Origin of the sequence: Streptomyces sp. NPDC008079, from assembly GCF_042957385.1 — a bacterium.
Classification (GTDB): domain Bacteria; phylum Actinomycetota; class Actinomycetes; order Streptomycetales; family Streptomycetaceae; genus Actinacidiphila.
This window is the reverse complement of the sequence record NZ_JBIBIC010000016.1, coordinates 163331-181848: the sequence shown is the minus strand read 5'-3', so window position 1 is coordinate 181848 and position 18518 is coordinate 163331. Positions and strand designations below refer to the sequence as shown.

13 protein-coding genes are annotated in these 18518 nt (G+C 72.0%); 6 read left to right on the top strand and 7 right to left on the bottom strand.

Translation table 11 applies throughout. The features are described 5' to 3' along the window. Positions 1-572: heterodisulfide reductase-related iron-sulfur binding cluster (locus tag ACFZAM_RS28155; protein WP_391050274.1), on the bottom strand; the 572-nt coding region annotated here is incomplete at its 3' end. 232 nt (positions 573-804) lie between these two features. After that, a complete protein-coding gene (locus ACFZAM_RS28150) occupies positions 805-1944 on the bottom strand; it encodes an NAD(P)-binding domain-containing protein (protein ID WP_391050272.1) in 1140 nt (379 codons plus the stop codon). A 176-nt stretch (positions 1945-2120) separates the two neighbouring features. Here ACFZAM_RS28150 and ACFZAM_RS28145 point away from each other — a divergent pair, with 176 nt between their 5' ends. Beyond that, positions 2121-2657: a MarR family transcriptional regulator gene (locus ACFZAM_RS28145; protein WP_355343699.1), complete on the top strand. Its 537-nt coding sequence runs from the start codon at positions 2121-2123 to the stop codon at positions 2655-2657. 13 nt (positions 2658-2670) lie between these two features. On the opposite strand, the gene ACFZAM_RS28140 is transcribed toward ACFZAM_RS28145, so the two are convergent. The 3 genes from ACFZAM_RS28140 to ACFZAM_RS28130 all read right to left on the bottom strand — a co-directional run bounded on the left by ACFZAM_RS28140 (position 2671) and on the right by ACFZAM_RS28130 (position 5950). Further along, positions 2671-3513 (bottom strand): NAD(P)H-binding protein, encoded by an 843-nt coding sequence (locus ACFZAM_RS28140; RefSeq protein WP_391050270.1) that lies wholly within the window; start codon positions 3511-3513, stop codon positions 2671-2673. A 230-nt stretch (positions 3514-3743) separates the two neighbouring features. Further along, positions 3744-4577 carry a glycoside hydrolase family 3 N-terminal domain-containing protein gene (locus ACFZAM_RS28135; RefSeq protein WP_391050268.1) on the bottom strand — a complete coding sequence of 278 codons (834 nt, stop codon included), beginning with the start codon at positions 4575-4577 and terminating at the stop codon, positions 3744-3746. A 167-nt stretch (positions 4578-4744) separates the two neighbouring features. Continuing rightward, on the bottom strand, positions 4745-5950 hold the full coding sequence (locus ACFZAM_RS28130; RefSeq protein ID WP_355343708.1) for an LLM class flavin-dependent oxidoreductase: 1206 nt from the start codon (positions 5948-5950) through the stop codon (positions 4745-4747). Positions 5951-6404: 454 nt separating this feature from the next. On the opposite strand from ACFZAM_RS28130, the gene ACFZAM_RS28125 reads away from it, so the two are divergent. Then, entirely contained in the window at positions 6405-6827 is a 423-nt protein-coding gene (locus ACFZAM_RS28125; protein WP_355343711.1) for a secondary thiamine-phosphate synthase enzyme YjbQ, read from the top strand. Positions 6828-7150: 323 nt separating this feature from the next. Further along, the gene (locus tag ACFZAM_RS28120; protein ID WP_391050265.1) at positions 7151-8380 is read left to right on the top strand and encodes an extracellular solute-binding protein; all 1230 of its coding nucleotides are present in this window, start codon (positions 7151-7153) and stop codon (positions 8378-8380) included. Between the two features lie 36 nt (positions 8381-8416). On the opposite strand, the gene ACFZAM_RS28115 is transcribed toward ACFZAM_RS28120, so the two are convergent. Then, positions 8417-9478 carry an ATP-dependent DNA ligase gene (locus tag ACFZAM_RS28115; RefSeq protein ID WP_355343717.1) on the bottom strand — a complete coding sequence of 354 codons (1062 nt, stop codon included), beginning with the start codon at positions 9476-9478 and terminating at the stop codon, positions 8417-8419. Positions 9479-9555: 77 nt separating this feature from the next. Here ACFZAM_RS28115 and ligD point away from each other — a divergent pair, with 77 nt between their 5' ends. Next, positions 9556-10587, top strand: coding sequence for a non-homologous end-joining DNA ligase (ligD, locus tag ACFZAM_RS28110; protein WP_391050262.1), 1032 nt, complete (start codon positions 9556-9558; stop codon positions 10585-10587). A gap of 32 nt (positions 10588-10619) precedes the next feature. Here the strand turns inward: ligD and ACFZAM_RS28105 are convergent, their stop codons facing one another. Beyond that, the gene (locus tag ACFZAM_RS28105; RefSeq protein ID WP_391050260.1) at positions 10620-12452 is read right to left on the bottom strand and encodes a beta-galactosidase; all 1833 of its coding nucleotides are present in this window, start codon (positions 12450-12452) and stop codon (positions 10620-10622) included. Positions 12453-12596: 144 nt separating this feature from the next. Between ACFZAM_RS28105 and ACFZAM_RS28100 the strand changes: the two genes are divergently transcribed. After that, a complete protein-coding gene (locus ACFZAM_RS28100) occupies positions 12597-13625 on the top strand; it encodes a substrate-binding domain-containing protein (RefSeq protein ID WP_391050258.1) in 1029 nt (342 codons plus the stop codon). Between the two features lie 243 nt (positions 13626-13868). After that, complete coding sequence (locus ACFZAM_RS28095) at positions 13869-18461, top strand: endo-alpha-N-acetylgalactosaminidase family protein (RefSeq protein ID WP_391050256.1); 4593 nt, start codon at positions 13869-13871, stop codon at positions 18459-18461. The last annotated feature ends 57 nt before the right edge of the window (positions 18462-18518 follow it).

The following is an 18518-nucleotide window of genomic DNA, read 5'->3' as shown; positions in this document are numbered from 1 at the left end:
ACGTCGGGATTCTTCACGGCGAAGGTGCCGCCGAAGCCGCAGCACTCCTCCGCACCCTCCAACTCCCGCAGCTCAAGCCCCCTCACGGCCTCCAACAGCCGCCGGGGCCGCTCACCGAGCCCCAGCATCCGCAACCCGTGACAGGACGGGTGATAGGTCACCGTGTGCGGGAAGTACGCGCCCACATCCGTCACCCCCAGCACGTCCACCAGGAACTCCGTGAGTTCGTACGTCTTGGGCACGGCGCTCGCCGCGGCCTCGGTGAGTCCCCGGTCGCGGCCCTCGGCGACGGCCTTGGCGGCGATCCGCGGGTAGTTGTCGCGCACCATGGCCGCGCAGGAGCCGGACGGCGTGACCACGTGGTCGTAGGCGTCGAAGGCGGCGGCGTAGCGGCGGACCAGCGGTTCGGTCTCGTGCCGGTAGCCGGTGTTGAACTGGGGCTGTCCGCAGCACGTTTGGGCGGCGGGGAAGTCCACCTCGACGCCGAGCCGTTCCAGCAGGGTGACGACGGCCCGCCCGGTGTCCGGGTACAGCAGGTCGTTCACGCATGTCACGAAAAGCGCTACGCGCATGTCTCCTCCGCGCCGCGCCGCGGCAGGCCGTGCGACTGACGATGACCCATGGCGCTCATACTGCCGCAACGGCGTGACGCGGGGAAGCGAGACATCCGATGTTTATCGGAATCGGTGGCCAGAGCGGCAGGCGTGCCGACGACCGGAGCGGCGGACAACGCGGAGCGCCGCCCCTCCCGGGGCGGTCGGTAAGCATCACGCGTCCCGGTGGGTCGCAGGGGACAACTCGCGTTCAGTGCACGCGTTCGAGCGAACGCTCGCTCGTGGGTTCGACTGTTCGGGTGGCCAGGAAGGCGCGGATCTCGCGTACGGCGCTTCGCCCCGCCCGGTTGGCGCCGATCGTGCTCGCCGACGGGCCGTAGCCGACCAGGTGGATGCGGGGGTCCTTGACCACGCGGGTGCCGTCGAGCCGGACGCCGCCGCCGGGCTCGCGCAGTTTGAGCGGGGCCAGGTGGTCGAGGGCCGCGCGGAAGCCGGTCGCCCACAAGATGACGTCGGCGTCCAGCGTGCGGCCGTCGGACCACGCGACGCCGCGCGGGGTGATCCGGTCGAAGACGGGCTCGGGCCGCAGGACCCCGCGCACCTGCGCGTCGCGGATCGCGTCGGTCGCGGCCAGCCCGGTGACGCTGACGACGCTCTGCGGCGGCAGCCCCCGGCGCACCCGGTCCTCGACGAGGGCGACCGCGGAACGTCCCCACTCCTGGTCGAAGGGCGCGCTGTGGAAGACCGGCGGGCGACGGGTCAGCCAGGTGGTGCGGGCGACCTCGGCCAGCTCCATCAGCAGCTGCACCGCCGACGTACCGCCGCCGACCACCAGGACGTGCTTCCCGGCGAATTCCGCCGATCCCCGGTACTCCGCCGTGTGCAACTGCCGCCCGAGGAAGGTCTCCTGGCCCGGGTAGTACGGCAGGAACGGCCGGTCCCAGGTCCCGGTCGCGTTGATCAGCGTCCGCGTGGACCACACACCCGCGTCGGTCTCCACCCGCAGCCGCCCCGCGACCCCCTCCCGTACGGCGGTGACGTCGACCGGCCGCCGGACATCCAGGTCGAACTCCCGCTCGTAGCGCGCGAAGTACTCGCCGACCACCTCGGCGGACGGCCGGTCGGGGTCGGCGTCGCCCAGCGGCATACCGGGCAGTTCGTGTACGCGGTGCGCCTTGCCGTAGGTGAGCGACGGCCAGCGGAACTGCCAGGCGCCGCCCGCGCCGGGGGAGTGGTCGAGGACGACGAAGTCCGTGCCGGACCGCAGCCCCGCGCGGCGCAGGAAATACCCGGCCGAGAGCCCCGCCTGCCCGGCGCCGACCACGACCGTCCGCACGCTCCGCACGCCGGACACGTCCGGCCCGTCCGCCGCGTCACCCAAGTCGTTCATGTTTCACCCAACGGTGGGGGCGAGTGAAAGCTTCCCCCGCGCGCGGGCGGCCGGGGACGCGGGAGACGTCGGTGTCCAGGCGGGCGGCGGTCTGCCAAACTGTCTGCGTCGCGCAGAGAAGCGCGACGGCACGGGCGCGGGCCTCCACGGCCGCGCGGAACCACGCAGGAGGCACCATGGCGCGGACCGACGCCCCCACCGGCCGCCGCTCCGATCTGCTGTCCGAGCTGTCCGTGGCCTCGCGCCACTACACGGCGTCGTACGCGCTGTTCAACCAGGCGCTCGCCGACTACTTCGGGCTGCACCCCACGGACGTGCAGTGCCTCAATCTGCTGAGCCTGGAGTCGCGCCCGGTCACCATCGGGCGGATCGCCGAGCTGACCGGCCTCACCACCGGCTCCGCCACCCGGCTCGTGGACCGGCTGGAACGCGCGGGTTACGTGGTCCGTGAGCGGGACACCGAGGACCGGCGCCGGGTCATGGTGACCACCGTGCCCGACCGGATGGCGGACTTCGGCCGTGTGTGGGGCGGCCTGAGCGGCGGCTGGTGGCGGATGCTCGACTCCTACGACGACGACCAACTCGCGCTCCTGCTCGCCCATATGCGCCGCACCGTCGACCTGAGCACCGCGCAGATCGCGCGGCTGCGGGCGGGTGACGTGGCCGACCCCGGCGGCGCGGGCGAGGAGCACAGGGGCGCCGCCGGGGCCTGATCCGCCGTACCCGCTACGGGCGGGTGAAGGCGGCGGCGTTCTCCGCCGCCCAGGACGCGAAGGTGCGCGGCGGACGCCCGATCAGCCGTTCAAGAGTGTCGGTCACCTCCGTGGGCGTACCGTCGAGCGCCTTCCACCAGTCGAGCAGCGCCTCGGCGAACGCCTCGGGCAGATGCTCCGCCGTCTCCGCCCGCCATGCCTCACGGCTGACCGGCACGGCGGAGATCGGCTGTCCCGTGGCGTCCGCGAGCACGTCGACCTGCTCGGCGAAGCTCAGCGACTCGGGCCCCGTCAGGTGGTACGTCCCGCCGCGCACACGGGAATCGGTGAGCGCCGCGCAGGCCGCCTCGGCGAGATCGGCCTCGTGCACGGGGTCGGTGTGGGCGCCGGGATACGGCAGATTCACCGCGCCTGACGCCTTGATGGGCCACGCCCACTGGAGGGCGTTGGCGGCGAAGGCGCCGGGGCGTAGCACGGTCGAGGCGATCGGTGAGGCGGCGAGCGCGGTCTCCACCTCCAGGTGGTGCCGGGCGATCGGGTCCCGCTCGGCGTCGGGCTCCATGACGCTGGCGGACGAGAGCAGCACCACGTGCCCGACCCCCGCCCGTTCCGCCTGCTCCAGGAACGCGCCGATGTGCGACGCCTCGGCGTAGAGGAACACCGAGTCGACCCCCGCGAGCGCGGCGGGGAAGCCGGACGGGTCGTCGAGGCTCAGGGCGGTGGTCCGCACCCCTTCCGGCGGTTCGACCTCCTCCGGCTTCCGCGAGGCGACGCGTACGTCGGCGCCCCGGTCGTGAAGGAGCGCGGTGAGGGCGCGGGCGACGCGCCCGCGGCTTCCGGTGATGAGGACGGTCATGGCGGTGTTCCCCGTTCGTGGAAAGGGCTTGGGAGCGGGTGGCACAAGGAGCCTTGCGGCCGACGGAAGGTCGGAGGGAGCAGTCGTGGCGAAAACTATGCGCCACGAAGAATCTGTGTCACGCAGATAAATATGGGCGTCATCTCCAGGGCTGTCAAACGGATTGGTGACAGGGCGCTGGCGCACGACGGACCCGCGCCGCCGCCGCGATCCAAGGAGCGTGCGCCGCCTCAGGGGGCCGGTGTGCGGGCCGACGGACCCGTGACCCCGGCCGGGGCGGGCATGCGCGGTTCCGAGGCCCAGCGGCGCAGCCGGGAGACGCGTTCCGCCGCCTCCTCCAGCCGGGACAGCGGCAGGTCGCCGTCGGCGACCGCGCGGGCCGCCGCCGTGTGGATCGCGTCGTGCACACCCGCGCCGCTCGCGGGGCCGAGGCGTACCAGGTCGACCCCGGCGATCCAGGCGAGCACGGCCGCGCCCGGCACGCCCCAGCCGTCGACGATCGACGGCGCGTCCAGCGTGTCGCTGACCACGACCCCGCCGTAACCCAGCTCGCCGCGCAGGATGCCGGTGACGGCCGGGCCGCTGAGCGTGGCGGGCAGACCGTCCTCGCCGGGTACCGGGGAGCGCCCCGCGGTGATCGCGCGGACACCGGCCGCGGCCCCCTCGGCGAAGGGCCGCAGGCTGCCCGTACCGGTGAACGGCCCCAGCGCGGCGGCCACTCCGTGCGTCTGGAGGTCGGTCACGAAGACCCGCGTCTCGTCGGCGCGGGTGCCGGGCCGTACGGCGAGGTGCAGATTGGCACCGGCTGCCATGAGTTCGGCCGCCGCGGCGCTGCCGCCACCCGGCCGGTGCGGCTCCGGGTGACCGGTGAGGGCGTCGGGGAGCGCCGCGCGCAGCGCGTCGGACGCCTTGCGCGCCGCCTGGCCGCGCGCGTGCACCGCGACGCCGGGGGTGCCGCGTTCCAGGCCGCGCAGGATCCAGTCGGGAAGTCTCTCGTCCGCGCCGTCGACGGCGGGCAGCAGGCACGAGTCGACGAGCACGGCGAGCCGGTGCAGCGCGTTCACGTGGTGGTCCCCCTTCGGGGCGCGACAGAGGCGGATGTCCCGAGCCCAGGCGATATCCCGAGGCCCGCCGAATGGTACAGACCAATGCCCGGAGGCGGCAATCACCCCAGGTCCGCCTCCCCTCGGTGACCCCCGCGACCACAGCCGGCCCCACGGCCGCGGACCGCTCAGCGGCCCCCGGACAGCAGCAGCGGCGCCCCGCCGGGAGCGGACGGCGGGCGGCCGTTGGCGGCGGGCACGGCGGACAGCGGCGACGGAAGGGCCTCCAGCAGACCGCGCGCGGCCAGTTCCGGCATCACGCCCTCGCCGAACCAGTACGCCTCCTCCAGGTGCGGATAGCCGGAGAAGATGAAGTGGTCGATGCCCAGCGCGTGGTACTCCTCGATCCGGTCGGCGACCTCCGCGTGGGCGCCGACCAGCGCCGTACCGGCGCCGCCGCGCACCAGCCCGACGCCCGCCCACAGATTCGGCGAGATCTCCAGCTTGTCCCGCTGCCCGCCGTGCAGCGCCAGCATCCGCTGCTGGCCCACCGACTCGCTGCGGCCGAGCGCCTGTTGGGCCGCGGCGACCGTGTCCTCGTCGAGGTCGGCCAGCAGCCGGTCCGCGGTCGCCCACGCGTCGCGCGCCGAGTCCCGCGCGATGACGTGCAGCCGGATGCCGAACCTGACGGTACGGCCCTCGGCCTCCGCCAGCCCCCTGATCCAGTCGATCTTCCGCTTCACCTGCTCGGGCGGCTCGCCCCAGGTCAGATAGACGTCGGCGTAGCGGGCTGCGACCGGCCCGGCCGCCTGAGAGGAACCGCCGAAGAAGATGTCGGGGCGGGGCTCGGGCGGCAGCGCCACCAGCCCGCCCGCCACCTGGTAGTGCTCGCCGTCGTAGTCGAACGGCTTGCCCTCCCACACCCCGCGCACCACCGACAGGAACTCCGCGGTGCGCGCGTACCGGCTGTCGTGGTCGAGATGGTCGCCGAATCGCTTCTGCTCGGTGGAGTCGCCGCCGGTCACCACGTTGAGCAGCAGCCGCCCCCGGCTGATCCGCTGATACGTGGCCGCCATCTGCGCCGCGAGCACCGGCGAGATCACCCCGGGCCTGAAGGCGACCAGGAACTTCAGCCGCTCGGTGTGCTGGGTCAGCGCCAGCGTCGTCAGCCACGCGTCCTCGCACCACGTACCGGTCGGCGTCAGCACCCCCTCGAACCCCAACTGGTCGGCGGCGCGCGCGATCTGGGCCAGATACTCGATGTCGGGGGCGCGGATGCCGGAGACCGGCGTGATCCGGGAGCGCTTCACGCCTCCGTCGGTGTAGACGTGGCGGTCCACCAGGGTGCGGCCGTCGCCGCCGGTGGGCAGGAACCAGTGCAGGTGTACGGACATCGGGCGGACGCCTTTCGATGGGCGGGATCCGGTGCGGTCCGGCGGGATCCCGGCGCGCGGCACGGGAGGTCCGCCGGATCACCGCGGGGACGTCCCGAGGGGACCGGCGGGGCCGGAACGCGAAGAAGAGCTACGGAAGCGCGGGGGAGGGGAAGCGGCGCGAAACGTCAGCGACCGCGACAACACGCGGCAGACGCCACCCGCAGGAGGTCGATGTGACCACGCGAGGTGAGCATGCAGGGACGCGGCATACAACGACGGTAGTCACGCGTCCGTCGGCAGGTCAACGCCGTCTCACCTCGCGGATGGCGGCGGATGGCCGCGGAAAGCGGCTGATCGCGGCGCGAGCCGCCCGCCGGGCCGGAGCCCGCGCCCCGCCGCCGGGCACGGGGACCCCGGCGACCCGCCGCGCCGACACCCCCGCCGCCCCGCGGAATTGAGTGACCATGGACGTATGGCCGACAACCTCACCTCACGCGTCATCGACATCGCGACCGGCTCCAGCGAGACCGTCCACGACCTCACCGACGCCTGCGCGTCGTTCCTGCGCGAGGCTGCGGCCGGGCGCGACGGGCTGCTGAACGTCTTCGTGCCGCACGCCACCGCGGGCGTGGCCGTCATCGAGACGGGCGCGGGCAGCGACGACGACCTGCTCGCCGCGCTCCAGGACCTGCTCCCCGCCGACGACCGCTGGAGCCACCGCCACGGCAGCCGCGGGCACGGCCGCGACCACGTACTCCCCGCGCTCGTCCCGCCGCACGCCACCTTGCCGGTACTGGACGGCCGCCTGGAACTCGGCACCTGGCAGTCGGTCGTCCTGGTGGACACCAACGTCGACAATCCGCGCCGCCAGGTCCGGCTGAGCTTTCTGGGCTGACCGGCGGGCGCTCGCCGAGAAGCGCTGACCCGCACGCCGCGCCGCTCCACCTGGAGCGCCGCCACATCCCGACGCCCCGACACACATCGCGCCAGTCATATCCGCCTTTTGCGGCGGATATGACTGGCGCGATTTCCGATATACCGCGATGTGTTGTACCTGGGCGCTCCGCTTCTTCTGACGGGATATCACGTGTGGTGTTGACCGTTGGTGAAGGCATGCGGAAAACTCGGCACGGCTAATACGGGGCGAGTAATATACGAAGGCGGTAGAAAGCGGTGCGGCGGCGACGATTCCTGGGCTTAGCGGCGGTCGGTGGCTCGATGGTGCTGGCGGTGACCACCCTCGGCGCGTGCGGGAACACCTCACCGCGGAGCAAGGCCATCACCCTGCACGTGGTCGCCACCGACTACAGCGGTCTGAAGACCGCGAGTCCGGTGGCCCAGACCTGGAACAGCCTGGCCCGCTCGTTCGAGGAGCGGAATCCGAACATCACGATCGACGTGCAGTTCGTGCCCGTCGCCGACGCCGACGCGCAGGTCGCCACCATGGTCGAGGACGGCCGGGCGCCCGATCTCGCGCAGCTCGACTCCTTCAGCGCCTTCAGCGACGGCAAGCAGCTCTACAGCGCGGACGAACTGTTCCCGATCAGCATGCAGTCCGCCTTCGTCCCGTCGCTGACGGACGCCGGTTCCGTCAACCACGTGCAGTACGGCATCCCGTGGGTCGCCTCCACCCGGATGTTCTTCTACAACAAGAAGCTCTTCGCCCGCGCGGGCATCACCCGCGCCCCGGAGACCTGGGCCGACATCAGGCGCGACGCCGTCAAGCTCAAGGAGCACGGCGTCCCGGTGCCGTACGGACTGCCGCTCGGCCCGCAGGAAGCGGAAGCCGAGACCATGATGTGGATGATCGGCAACGACGGCGGCTACACCGACAACGTCGGCTCGTACAACCTGGACTCGGTGCGCAATGTCGACGCCTTCGTCTGGCTGAAGAAGAACCTCGTCGACGCCGGTCTCGTCGGCCCCAAGGACCCGGCCAGGACGAGTGTCAGCGATGCCTTCAGCGACTTCCTCGCGGGCCGCACGGGGATGCTCAACGGCCATCTGACGCTGCTTCCGTCGGCGAAGGCGGCCGGAATCGACATCGGAGTGGCGCCGCTGCCCGGAAGGACGGGACCCAGTTCGCAGGCGCTCGGGAACGCCGACTGGATGATGGCCTTCCGGCAGAAGGGACACCGGGAGGCCGACGCCAAGTTCCTCCAGTACATATACAGCGAAGAGAATTTGTTGAAATTCCAACAGGAGTACAAGTTGCTCCCGGTCACGGTGAAAGTCGCGGAAACGGTCAGGATGGATCCGCGGTACCGCGATCTCGTGCCATTCATGAACCTGTTGTCGGACGCGGCGTTCTATCCCGTCGCCAAGGCGTCCTGGGCCCCGGTCAGCGCCGAACTGAAGAAGGACATCGGACAGGCCGTGCACCGCGACCCCAAGGTCGTACTGGCCGGCCTCCAGCGCGACGCCCAGCGCAGCGACGGCGCCAGGTAGTCCGAGGAGCGGACGAGGGCGCCGCCGCACGGCCGGTCAGGCGCCCAGCACCTCCGCCAGGTCGTACCCCACCGGCTCCTCCAACTGCGCGTACGTGCACTCTGCGGCCTCCCGGTCCGGGCGCCAGCGGCGGAACTGCGCGGTGTGGCGGAACCGGTCGCCCTGCATGTGGTCGTAGGCCACCTCGACCACCCGCTCGGGGCGCAGCGGGATCCACGACAGGTCCTTCTTGCCGGTCCACCGGCTCGGACCGCCCGGCAGCCGGTCGGCGGCCTGCGCCTCCTCGCTCGCCCACTCCTGCCAGGGATGGCCCTCGACGGACGCCATCCGCAGCGGCTCCAGCTCCGTCATCAGCGCCTCGCGGCGGCGCATCGGGAAGGACGCGCAGACGCCGACGTGCTGAAGCATCCCCTCGGCGTCGTACAGACCGAGCAGCAGCGAGCCGACCACGGGACCGCTCTTGTGCAGCCGCATCCCGGCCACCACGCAGTCCGCGGTGCGCTCGTGCTTGACCTTGATCATGACGCGCTCGCCCGGCCGGTACGGTAGATGCAGGGGTTTGGCGACGACCCCGTCGAGACCGGCGCCCTCGAAGCGGGAGAACCACTCCTTGGCCGTGTCGATGTCCTGCGTGGCGGGCGCGGTGAACACCGGCGCCGTCGCCTCCCGCAACGCCTCCACCAGCACCTCGCGCCGGTCCCGCTGCGGCACCGGCAGCAGCGTCTCGTCGCCCACGGCCAGCAGGTCGAAGGCGACGAAGGACGCGGGCGTCACCTCCGCCAGATGGCGGACCCGGGACTCCGCCGGATGAATCCGCTCCAGCAGCGCGTCGAAGTCCAGCCGGCCGCCCCGCACGATGACGATCTCGCCGTCCAGCACGCAGCGCGGCGGAATCCGCTCCCGCAGCGCCTCGACCAGCTCGGGAAAGTACCGGGTCAGCGGCTTGCCCGAGCGGCTGCCCAGCTCGATCTCGTCGCCGTCGCGGAAGACGATCGCCCGGAAACCGTCCCACTTGGCCTCGTAGAGCATGCCGGGCGGGACGGCCGCGGCGGACTTCGCCAGCATCGGCCGCACAGGGGGCATCACCGGAAGGTCCATGCTGGTGATTGTGCGCGGCCCCGCCCGGCGGCGCCCGCCGACGGGCGCCGCCCGGCCGTACGGCCTAGCGTGGTCGCATGGCCGAGACGCTGGAACTGACCGTCGGCGAGCGGGCCGTCCGGGTGTCCCACCCGGACAAGGTCTACTTCCCGCAGCGCGGATTCACCAAGGCCGACCTGGTGAGGTACTACCTCAGCGTCGGCGACGGCATCCTGCGCGCGGTCAGGGACCGGCCGACCACACTGGAGCGCTACATCCACGGCGTGGAGGGCGAGTCCTTCTTCCAGAAGCGGGCCCCGAAGAATCTGCCCGACTGGATCCCCACCGCCCGGATCGCCTTTCCCAGCGGCCGGTACGCCGACGAGATCTGCCCCACCGAGACCGCCGCCGTCCTGTGGGCCGCCAACCTCGGCACCTTCACCTTCCACCCCTGGCCGGTGCGCCGCGCCGACACCGACCACCCCGACGAACTGCGCATCGACCTCGACCCGCAGCCCGGCACGGACTACGGCGACGCCGTACGCGCGGCGCTCATGCTGCGCGAGGTGCTGGACGGACTCGGCCTGACCGGCTGGCCGAAGACCTCCGGCGGACGCGGCCTGCACGTCTTCGTGCCGATCGCGCCGGAGTGGACCTTCACCCAGGTACGGCGCTCGGCCATCGCGATCGGCCGCGAACTGGAGCGCCGCGCGCCCGACCGGATCACCACCGCCTGGTGGAAGGAGGAGCGCGGCGAGCGGATCTTCGTCGACTACAACCAGACCGCGCGCGACCGCACGATCGCCAGCGCCTACTCCGTACGGCCGTTCCCGCACGCCCCGGTCTCGGCGCCGCTGCGCTGGGACGAGGTGAGCAGCGCCGTGCCCGAGGACTTCGACCTGGGCACCATGCCGGGGCGGTTCGCGGAGGTCGGCGACGTGCACGCCGACATGGACGAGCACGCCTTCCGGCTCGACGCGGCGCTCGAACTGGCCGACAAGGACGAGCGCGAGCACGGCCTCGGCGACCTGCCCTACCCGCCGGAGCACCCCAAGATGAAGGGCGAGCCCAAGCGGGTGCAGCCGAGCCGCGCCAAGAAGGCCGCGTCGGACAGCGACGCGGACGGGTAGCGACGCGAAGCGGTGGCCTCCGGCCGCGCGATTCAGTCGAACGTCTCGACGTACTCCTCGGTCGGCCCCAGCTCCGGCCGGTCGCGCAGCTCGACGCGGTCGCCGAAACGCTCCAGCTCCAGCACCGTGACGGTGTTCTCGCCGGCCGTCAGCAGCGGCGCGGGCACGTAGAGGGTGACCTGCGGGCCGATCTCCCAGTACCGGCCGAGCAGCGTGCCGTTCACCCAGACGAAGCCCTTGCCGAAGCCGGGAAAGGCCAGGAAGGTGTCGGCCGGGGCGTCCGCCGTGAACCGGGCGGTCGCGAAACCCGCGTCGCCGGACGGCGGGGCGACCGACGGCGCGCGCTCCACGTCGGCCGCGGGCCATTCGTCCAGCGGCAGTCCGTGGACCGACCAGTTGTGCACCAGGCGGCGCTCGACGCGGACCCCGCCGAGGATGCCCTTGCCCTGGCCGAGCAGCGGACCGTAGTTGATCCGGCCCTGGTTCTCGACCAGGAGTTCCAGCAGTACGGGCTCGCCGGCGCCCTCGACGGTGAGCGAGCCGGTCTCCCGGTCGAGCACACCGGCGGGCGCGCCGTCCACGAAGACCTGGGCGCGGTCGTGCAGCCCGTGCACGGTGATCTCCCGCGGGCCGCGCGGCAGACGGGGGCGGGCGCGGTAGAGCACCAGCCCCGAGGGCTGTTCCAGCTCCTCGAAGCTCAGCGGATGCGGGGACGCCACCGGCCGCGACAGCGCGGTGAGCGCGTCCAGCAGACCGGCGCCCCGGACCACGGGCAGCGCGCGAGCGGTCAGCGGCGGCGCGGTCGCGGGCAGCGGCCGGGAGGCTTCGGCCGCGCCGGTCACCGCGAGCAGCCGGTCGCGCAGGGCGAAGAACTTCGGGCCGAGGCCGCCGTGTTCGGCGACCGGCGCGTCCGAGTCGTAGCTTGTCACGGTCGGCTGGAGCCTGTCGCCGTCGTGGTTGGCGCCCGCCCACAGGCCGAAGTTGGTGCCGCCGTGCGCCATGTAGACACTCACCGAGCCGCCCTCGTCCAGGATCTCGGCGAGCGTGGCCTCGGCGCTGTCGACGGTCCGGATGTGGTGCTTCTCGCCCCAGTGGTCGAACCAGCCGTTCCAGAACTCGGCGCAGACGAACGGCTCGCCCGCTCTGCGCGAGCGCAGCAGTTCGGCGGCCTGCGCGGCGCGGGACCCGAAGGTCGCCGTGGTCAGCGTGCCCGGCAGGGCGCCGCCGTCGAGCATCAGGTCGGTCGGGCCGTCCGCGGTGTAGAGCAGTTCAGTGATGCCCCGCTCCACCAGCGCGTCGCGCACCCACGCCACATAGCCGTGGTCGTCGCCGTAGCTGCCGTACTCGTTCTCCACCTGCACGGCGACCACCGGCCCGCCGCGGGCCGCCTGGAGCGCGGCGACGCGCGGGATCAACGCGTCGAACCAGCGCGCCACTTCGTCGAGGAAGGGCCGGTGCGAGGAGCGCAGCCGCATGCCGGGCGTCCCGGTCAGCCACGCGGGCAGCCCGCCGTTGTCCCACTCGGCGCAGATGTACGGGCCGGGGCGCACGATCACGTCCAGGCCGGTCTCCCGCGCGAGCGCGACGAACCGCTCGATGTCGCGCGGGCCGTCGAAGGACGGCCGCCCCCGGCGCGCCTCGTGGAAATTCCACGGGACGTACGTGTCCACGGTGTTGAGCCCCATGGCCGCGAGGCGTTCCAGCCGGTCGGCCCACTGCTCGGGGTGGACCCGGAAGTAGTGCAGCGACCCCGCCAGGACGCGGTGCGGCTGCCCGCCGCGCAGGAACGTGCCGTGCGGATACGACAGCAGGGGCGCGGGTCGGCCGTTGGCGTCCGCGGGTGCGGTGGTGGTCGGAAGGCTCACAGCACCGAACTGTGGCACAGATTGTTATCGATGCCAACGCGGTGCCTTCAGCCGGTCCGGGGCGGGACCACGAGCTGGAGAGCGCCCCCTTTGGGCGGGTGCGACCGCTATCATCGGCGGCAGCGGATCAGCCGGAAGGGACCCATGAAGAACCAGAGCGCGCGCGACGCCTCCCGTCCGCCCGGCATGGCGGATGTCGCACGGGTCGCCGGGGTCTCCGCGCAGACCGTCTCGCGGGCCCTGGCCGGTCACCCCAATGTGCAGGACAGGACCCGCGCCAAGGTGCTCGCCGCCGTCGACCAGCTCGGTTACCGCAGGAACAACGCGGCGCGCATGCTCTCCTCCGGCCGCAGCCGCACCATCGGCGTGGTCACCCTCCAGACCAGCTTCTACTCCCGCACCGCCCTCACCCTCGGCATCGAACGGGCCGCTCAGGAGGCCGGTTACGCGGTCAGCACCGCCACCACCGCCTCGCTGGACACCTCCGCCATCGAGAGCTCGATGCTGCGGCTGGCCGACCAGCACGTCGAAGGCGTCGTGCTCGCCGTGCCGCTGATCCATGTGAGCCGCCAGATCGAGCAGCTCACCAGCGCCGTGCCCACCATCACCGTCGACGGTTCGCGCACGTCGGCGACCGAAGTGGTCGCCGTCGACCAGTCGGCGGCGGCGCGGCTGGCCACCCGGCACCTGCTGGACCTGGGCCACGAGACGGTCTGGCACGTCGCGGGACCCGGCGAGTGGCTGGACGCGGCGAGCCGGTCGCAGGGCTGGCGCGCGGTGCTCGAAGCGGAGGGCAGGACGGTGCCGCCGGAGCTGACGGGCGACTGGTCGCCCGCCTCCGGCTACCGCAACGGCCTCATCCTCGGCCGGATCCCCGACGTCACCGCGGTCTTCGTGGCCAGTGACGAGATGGCGTTCGGCGTGATCCGCGCCCTGCACGAACTGGGCCGCAGGGTGCCGGAGGACATCTCCGTCGTGGGCGTGGACGACATCGCGCTCGCCGAGTACTGCTCGCCCTCGCTGACCACGGTGGCCCAGCCCTTCGCCGAGATGGGGGCGCTCGCGGTCTCCCACCTCATGCGGTACATCGCGGACCCGGACGCCACCTTGGAACCGGCCTCCGTGGAGCCGACGCTGGTCGTCCGCGCCAGCACGGCGCCCGCCCGCCGCTGACGGTCAGGCGCCGGCCAACGGCCTGAGGGCGTCACCACGCGCGGGGGAGTACGTACCCCTGCCGTCCGTGCCGCCGCCTGTCCGCGTTCCCGGACCACACCGGCCGCACGACCGCCCGATGTCGGCCGCTATCACCTGTGCAAGAAGCTCTGTCGGGCTCTGGTGTTATCGATGCCATCGCCGCTACAGTCTCCACCACTCCCGACTCGCTCCCGGCTCTTCACGGCCCTAGGTGGTACAGGAATGACCTCGCGCTCGCCCCGATCACCCCACCGCGGAAGGCGGCGGCGGCAGCGGTCCGCGACCGCCGCCGCCCTGCTCGCCTCGCTCGCCCTGCTGTCGGTCGGCGTCACTCCGGCGCTCGCCGCCCCGCCGCAGACGTCGGCCGACCCGGCCGCCGCCGCGGGCACCCCGATCGACCCCGCCCAGTACACACTGGTCCAGGCAGACTCCGAGTCGCCCGCCTACCCCGCGCCCCCGGCCCTGGACGGCACGGCGCTCGCCGCGTTCGACAACGACCCGTCGACGCAGTGGACGGTCGCCTACGACGTGGTCGGCGGCGTCGGCGTCGCCAAGACCCCGATGCCGCACTGGATCACCCTCGACGTCGGCGGCTCCTTCACCCTCACCGGTGTCGACTACTCGGTGAAGAACCAGGCCAACGGCCCGGTCAAGGGCTACCGGATCTTCGTCACCGACGACGCGGCCGTCGCCAAGGACCCGAAGGGGAACTGGGGAGCGCCCGCCGCGACCGGCTCCTTCCACCAGCCGACGAGCAACACCGAGGTGCAGACCGTCGTCTTCGACAAGCCCGTCACCGGCCGCTATGTGAAGGTCGAGGCCGAGAGCGCCGTCAACGGGTCCGACAACGCCTCCGCCTCCGAGATCAGGGTCCGCGCCGTCGGCGACACCACGCCCGCCCCCGTCGACCCGCCGCCCCCGGCCGACCCCGCGACCCCCGTCGAGATCAGGCACGGCGCGCTCAAGGTCACGGTCGCCAAGGAATTCCCGCAGGTCATCTCGTACGCGCTGAACGGCGGCACCCTCGCGGGCCAGGCGTCCGTCCTGCACACCTTCGACATCAACGGCGCCGCGCACACCGCGACCACGAAGATGTCCGCGCACGGCGACACCGCGACGTACACCTCGACCTTCGCCGACCTGCCGAACGTCACCATCACCTCGACGATCACCGCGACGGCGAAGAAGACCGTCGTCTTCGCCGTCCGGAAGATCACCGGCAGCGCCGCCCGTACCGTCAACCAGTTCTCGATCCCCGGCCAGTCGCTGCTGTCGGTCGACTCCTCCGACCCGCACGCGAGCCTGGCCCGTACGAAGATCTCCACGGACTCCACGACGACGGCCGACCAGTTCCTCACGATCAGCGCGGCGGCCAAGCCCGACAAGGCGTCCGTCGGCACCCCGTACGGCTTTGTCAGCAACTCCACGCTCGCGGGCGGGCTGATCACCGACGCGACCGACGACGCCGCGCAGGACAACAACGACAACGGCAACACCCGGCTCCAGTCGCGGATCGTGGACGCGGGCGGCGGCGCGCGCCGCGCGGAGCTGTCCGTCGGCAACTACACCTACGCGCCCAAGGGCGCCACGGACCGGCGGGTGGCGACGTACGCGCTGCCGCGGACCACGGTCGTGCTCTCCGGTGACGCCAACGGCGACAACAAGGTGACCTGGGAGGACGGCGCGCTCGCCTACCGCGCCGCGATGACGCGCCCGCTCGGCGCCGACCGGGTGCCCGAACGCGTCGTGCAGCACATCCCGTTCAACTTCGCGAGCCAGGCCACCAACCCGTTCCTCAAGACGCTCGACAACGTCAAGCGGATCTCGCTGGCCACCGACGACCTCGGCCAGTGGGTGCTGGAGAAGGGCTACGCCAACGAGGGCCACGACTCCGCGCACCCGGACTACGGCGGCGACTACAACGTCAGGGCCGGCGGCCTCACCGACCTCAACAAGCTGGCTTCCGTGGGCGCCGACTACAACTCCGACATCGCCGTCCACGTCAATGTGACCGAGGCGTACCCGCAGGCCAAGAACTTCAGCTCGGGACTCATCCAGGGCCAGGTCAACGGCTGGGACTGGCTCAACCAGTCGTACCACATCGACCAGCGCACCGACCTCGGCAGCGGCGCCGTCCTCGACCGCTTCAAGGAACTGCGCAAGCAGGCGCCCGGCATCAAGACCGTCTACATCGACGCCTACTACTCCAGCGGCTGGCTCGCCGACGAACTGGCCCGCCAGCTCCACGCGATGGGCTTCGAGGTCGCCAGCGAGTGGGCCTACAAATTCGAGGGCGACTCGATCTGGTCGCACTGGGCGAGCGACAAGAACTACGGCGGCGCCACCAACAAGGGCATCAACTCCAACATCGTCCGCTTCATCGCCAACTCCGACCGCGACGTGTGGAACGTCGACCCGCTGCTCGGCGGCTCCGACATCAAGGAGTTCGAGGGCTGGACCGGCCAGGACGACTACGACGCCTTCTACCGGAACATCTGGACCGACAACCTGCCGACCAAATTCCTCCAGCACTACCAGGTCACCACCTGGGACTTCGGCGTCTCCGCCGACCTCACCGGCGGTGTCCACGTCGCGATGGCGGGCGGCAAGCGCCAGGTGACCATGGGCGGCGCGCTCGTCCTCGACGGCGACAGCTACCTGCTGCCGTGGGGCGAGGCCAAGCGCGGCAACGGCACGTCCTCGCCGAGCGACGCCGACAAGATGTACTACTTCAGCGCGTCCGGCGGCGCCCACACCTTCGACGTGACACGGCAGTTCGCGGGCACCAAGCGCTTCACCCTCTACAAGCTCACCGACCAGGGCCGGGTGAAGGCCGGTGACATCACCCCGACCGGCGGCAAGGTCACGATCAGCGGCGACAAGAACCAGCCGTACGTGCTCGCCCCGCAGTCCGGCAAGGCGCCGCACACCCACGTCGACTTCGGGCAGGGCACCGGTCTGAACGACCCCGGCTTCAACGCCGGCGACCTCACGGCCTGGAACGCCCGCGGCGGCGCGACCGCCGTACGCACCGCCAACGGTGACAACGTCGCCCGGCTCGGCGCCGCGGCCTCCGGTATCTCGCAGCAGGTCAAGGGCCTGACGTCCGGCAAGACCTACACCCTCAGCGCCAACGTCGAGATCGCCAAGGGGCAGCGCAGGGCCACCACCCTCGCCGTCACCGGCGGCAAGCAGCCCGCCGCGAACACCTTCGACACCACGCCCGCCGCCAACCAGATGGCCGCGGACGCCAAGCAGGGCACGTACTCGCAGCGCGCGTCGGTGACCTTCACCGCGCCGTCCAACGGCAAGGTCACCGTCGCCGTCAGCGCGGTGGCGGGGGGCGCGGCCGTCACGCTGGACGACATACGCCTGATGGCCGACACCACGCTGCCGCTGCCCAAGAAGGCGGCCGGTTCTGGCGGGACCGTCCTCGCGCGGGACGACTTCGAGGGCAACCAGCCCGGCTGGGGCCCCTTCGTCAAGGGCGACGCGGGCGGCGCCACCGACCCGCGCACCAGCATCAGCGACCTGCACGCCCCGTACAGCCAGAAGACCTGGAAGAACACCTACTCGCCGTACAACTCCGGGACCCTCAAGGGCCAGGCGGTGGACGACGTCATCGGCGGGAACCACTCGCTCAAGGCCCACGAGGAGAACAGCGGTCTGGTCTACCGGACGGTGCCCGCGACCGTGCCCTTCGTGGCGGGCCACACGTACGCGGTCTCCTTCCGCTACCAGACCAACCTCGACGGCCAGTGGGCCTGGGTGACCGGCGCGGACGTCGTCGGCGGCGGAAAGGTCGCGTCCAAGGATGTGACGCGCGACGTGCTCGCGCCCGCGCTCGACACGGCCACGTACTCCAAGGAGATCGTCGCGGGCTGCGGCGACACCTGGGTGGGGCTGCGCAAGCTCGGCGGCGCCAACGGCACGGACTTCGTGCTGGACGACTTCTCGGTGACCGACCTGGGCCCCGCCCCGGCGGGTCCGGCGTGCGCGAGTGTGACGACGCCGCCGACCGCCGAGCTGAGCCCCGGCGTGCCGAGCGAGTACGTGACCACCTTCACCAACAGCGAGCTGACCGACGCCACCGGCGTCGTCCAGCGGCTCGACGGTCTGCCCGCCGGGTGGACCGCGGCGGTGAAGACCGAGCACGGCAACAGCTTCGCCACCGTGAAGCCCGGCGCGTCGGTGAGCACCACCTGGCTGCTGACCCCGCCCGCGGGAGCGGCGGGGACCGCCGCCTCCTGGAAGGTCGTGGCGGGCTACACCGACGACGGCGCCACCAAGTCGGTGTCGGCGGACGCCAAGGCGACCGTCGCGACCCGCGCGCTGCTCTCGCCCAGTTCGATGACGGCGACCGCGGACTCCGAGAACCTCTCCTCGGGAGCGGCGGAAGGACCGGTCTCCAACGTGCTCGACGGTGACCCCGGCACCATCTGGCACACCGACTACACCAACTCCGAGGCGCCGTACCCCCACTGGGTGACCCTCAAGCTGGGCGGCCCCGCCGACCTCGACGGCTTCGGCTACCTCGACCGCCAGACCGGCGGGCAGAACGGCCGGGTGGCCGGCTACGAGGTCGCCGTCTCCGACAACGGCACTACCTGGACGACCGTCGCCCGCGGCACCCTCGTGGACTCCCCGTCGACCCAGGTCATCGCCTTCGACCGGGTCCGCGCGAGCTATGTCCGCTTCACCGCGCTCAGCGCGCTCAACGGACTGCCGTTCGCGGCGGCAGCCGAGATGCGGGCCTACGGCAGTTACGCCGACACGCCCGTCGGCTATCCGCCGGATCCCGCACCGGGCGCCTGACCACGGCCCGAACGGGCACCACGCGGGGCGCGCCCCCCTCCCTGACCGGGGAGGGGG

Coding starts and splice junctions, on each gene's coding strand:
- ACFZAM_RS28150 (WP_391050272.1), bottom strand. CDS start 1,944: ATGAACGACTTGGGTGACGCGGCGGACGGGCCGGACGTGTCCGGCGTG.
- ACFZAM_RS28145 (WP_355343699.1), top strand. CDS start 2,121: ATGGCGCGGACCGACGCCCCCACCGGCCGCCGCTCCGATCTGCTGTCC.
- ACFZAM_RS28140 (WP_391050270.1), bottom strand. CDS start 3,513: ATGACCGTCCTCATCACCGGAAGCCGCGGGCGCGTCGCCCGCGCCCTC.
- ACFZAM_RS28130 (WP_355343708.1), bottom strand. CDS start 5,950: ATGTCCGTACACCTGCACTGGTTCCTGCCCACCGGCGGCGACGGCCGC.
- ACFZAM_RS28125 (WP_355343711.1), top strand. CDS start 6,405: ATGGCCGACAACCTCACCTCACGCGTCATCGACATCGCGACCGGCTCC.
- ACFZAM_RS28120 (WP_391050265.1), top strand. CDS start 7,151: ATGGTGCTGGCGGTGACCACCCTCGGCGCGTGCGGGAACACCTCACCG.
- ACFZAM_RS28115 (WP_355343717.1), bottom strand. CDS start 9,478: ATGGACCTTCCGGTGATGCCCCCTGTGCGGCCGATGCTGGCGAAGTCC.
- ligD (WP_391050262.1), top strand. CDS start 9,556: ATGGCCGAGACGCTGGAACTGACCGTCGGCGAGCGGGCCGTCCGGGTG.
- ACFZAM_RS28100 (WP_391050258.1), top strand. CDS start 12,597: ATGAAGAACCAGAGCGCGCGCGACGCCTCCCGTCCGCCCGGCATGGCG.
- ACFZAM_RS28095 (WP_391050256.1), top strand. CDS start 13,869: ATGACCTCGCGCTCGCCCCGATCACCCCACCGCGGAAGGCGGCGGCGG.